The following is a 2,328-nucleotide window of genomic DNA, read 5'->3' on the forward strand; positions in this document are numbered from 1 at the left end:
CATCGGCGGTGGGCGACCCGCCCAGGGAGGCGGGCGCCAGCGGCCGCGGCGGAACGGGCTGCGGCCGGGGCGGCTCCGCCTGGGGCGCCGGCTGCGGCGCGGCGAGGGAAATGGCTGGCGCTGCACCCGTGGCCGCAGCAGCGGCCGGCGGGGGCGATGGGCTGGGCATGGCGGACGGGCCTGGCACGGACCGGCCTGGCGCCTCCGCCGGCAGGCTGGCGGCGTCTCCTCCCGCCATGGCGGGGTGCGGGACCGGCGCAGGCGCGGCAGGTGCTTCGGCCTGCCTGGCCAGGGCCGCGATGGCGGCCAGCGCCGCCTCCTCCCGCCTGGCCAGGGCCGGAGGCGCGCCGGCACCGGGTTCAGCCCGGGCAGGCCCGGCCGAAGGAGCGGCCCGGGGCACGGCGGGCTGGGACACGGCAGGCTGGGACGCGGCGGGCTGGGACGCGGCGGGCTGGGACGGGGCGGGCTCAGCCACGCGGCGCGGCGGCAGGGTGGGGCTGGCGCCAGGCGGGTCCAGCACATCCAGCACCAGGCGCGGGCCAAGCAGGTAGTGGCGCAGCCGGGCGCCGGGACGCAGATGCAGCCGCAGCCCGCCCGGCACCGGCTCCACCCGCAGGACATTCGGCGGCGGCTTCGCCACCACGCCGCCCAGCCCCAGGCGGACCACCGTGCCGAAGCGCAGGTCGACCATCTCGCCTTCCTGCACCAGCGAGTAGCCGGGCGCCTCCGGCCAGTCGAACACCACGCGCCCCATGCCCGGATGCACGCCGGCCCGCACCGGCACGGCCAGGGGAACCACCGCGGGGGCGCCGGGCCCGGCCGCGGCGCGCAGCGGCGGCGCCGCCGGCAGCAGCACACCGCCGCCCAGCAGCAGGGCCAGGGCCAGGGTGGAGGCGGACCGGGGCATGGGGCGGCGGATCCTCAGTCGAACAGCGCGTCGATGGCGGACTGGCTGATGGCGTTGCCCGGCAGCTGCGGGCCGTTCAGCAGCCCGGTGGAGGGCGGCGCCTGCCGCAGCAGCTGGGCCTCCTCCGCGAAGCTGGCGCGGGTGCGGCCGATGCGCTGCTCGATCGCCTGCAGCGCCGTCACCACCTTGGCGATGCGCTGCCCGGTGATGTCCTGGAAGGCGCAGGCCTCGTAGATGCGCGTGGTGGCGGCCACCAGCGCCTCGGCCTGCGCCGGGGCGGCGCCGGCCATGGTCTCGAGCTGCTCGCAGGCATCGAGGATCTCGTGCGTCGCCTGCGCGGTGTGGCTGACGATGGCGGCCAGCTCGTCGGTCGCGCTCGGGATGACGCTCTCGTCGATGCCGTCGGCCCGCAGCGCCGCCACCTCGGCGCGCGCCGTGGCGATGATGCGGCCGAGCCCCTCCAGCTCCTGCAGCAGCGAGGCGGCGGTGGCCGTCAGGTCGCCGCGCAGGCCTGCGATGGCGTCCTTGGCGATGGCGTCCTTCGTGTCAGACATGCGCCATCACCTTCTCGATCTTCTCGCGCAGCGTCTCGGCGTTGAACGGCTTGACGATGTAGTTGGAGACGCCCGCCTGCTTGGCGGCGACGACGTTCTCCGTCTTGCTCTCGGCCGTGACCATGATGAAGGGCAGGTGCTTCAGACGGGCATCGGCGCGCACCTCCTTCAGCAGCTCGAGGCCGGTCATCGGCGCCATGTTCCAGTCGCTGATGACCAGGCCGAAATTGCCGGAGCGCAGCTTGGCCAGCGCCTCGTGCCCGTCGGCCGCCTCGTCGGCGTCGTGGAAGTCGATCTGCTTCAGCAGGTTGCGGATGATGCGCGTCATCGTCTTGTAGTCGTCGACGACGAGCACCTTGATGTTGCGGTCGATGGTCATGGCGGAAAGGTGGGTCCTGCCGGCTGGGGGTGATGGGGGCTCAGAGCGCGGGGCGGGCGGCGCGCATGCGCGCCAGCTCCGAGGTCAGGGCGCGCACGCGCTCGGGGTCCATGGCGCCGAACACGGGGGCGGCCTTCTGCTCGCGCATGCGGTTGACGATCTGCGCGAGGATCGGCAGCTCCAGCTCGTTGAAGATCATCGCCGCCTCGCGCGGGCGCATGGTCTCGTAGAGCCGGGCCAGGCTGCCCCAGTGCGCCGCCTCGCGCTCCTGCGTGGCGCGCTCGCTGGCCTCGATGCGCGCCTGCAGGGTGGAGAGCGAATCGATGCGCGCCTGCAGCCGCTTCTCGGCCGCCGCCAGCACCGCCTCGCGCGTCGCCATCGCCTGCTCGCGCTCGTCGAGCTGCAGGCGGCGGGCGCGGAGCGCGCGGGCCAGCGCCTCGTCCGAGGGCGCGGCGGCGGGAGGCGGCTCCGCCGGGGCGGCGGCGGGC

3 protein-coding genes and 1 pseudogene are annotated in these 2,328 nt (G+C 75.6%); all 4 read right to left on the reverse strand.

The window, feature by feature from the left end:
- Positions 1 to 907, reverse strand: a pseudogene (locus ACFOY6_RS23905) (hypothetical protein); the annotation flags it as partial.
- Positions 908 to 921: 14 nt separating this feature from the next.
- The gene (locus ACFOY6_RS23910) at positions 922 to 1,461 is read right to left on the reverse strand and encodes a protein phosphatase CheZ (RefSeq protein ID WP_109517503.1); all 540 of its coding nucleotides are present in this window, start codon (positions 1,459 to 1,461) and stop codon (positions 922 to 924) included.
- Complete coding sequence (locus ACFOY6_RS23915) at positions 1,454 to 1,840, reverse strand: chemotaxis response regulator CheY (protein WP_109517502.1); 387 nt, start codon at positions 1,838 to 1,840, stop codon at positions 1,454 to 1,456. Before ACFOY6_RS23915 ends, ACFOY6_RS23910 begins: the two co-directional genes overlap by 8 nt.
- A gap of 40 nt (positions 1,841 to 1,880) precedes the next feature.
- A partial coding sequence (locus ACFOY6_RS23920; protein ID WP_379652434.1) for a MotE family protein occupies positions 1,881 to 2,328 on the reverse strand: 448 nt, incomplete at its 5' end.

It is taken from the genome of Teichococcus aestuarii (assembly GCF_042651065.1).
GTDB lineage: Bacteria > Pseudomonadota > Alphaproteobacteria > Acetobacterales > Acetobacteraceae > Pseudoroseomonas > Pseudoroseomonas aestuarii.

Coding starts and splice junctions, on each gene's coding strand:
- ACFOY6_RS23910 (WP_109517503.1), bottom strand. CDS start 1,461: ATGTCTGACACGAAGGACGCCATCGCCAAGGACGCCATCGCAGGCCTG.
- ACFOY6_RS23915 (WP_109517502.1), bottom strand. CDS start 1,840: ATGACCATCGACCGCAACATCAAGGTGCTCGTCGTCGACGACTACAAG.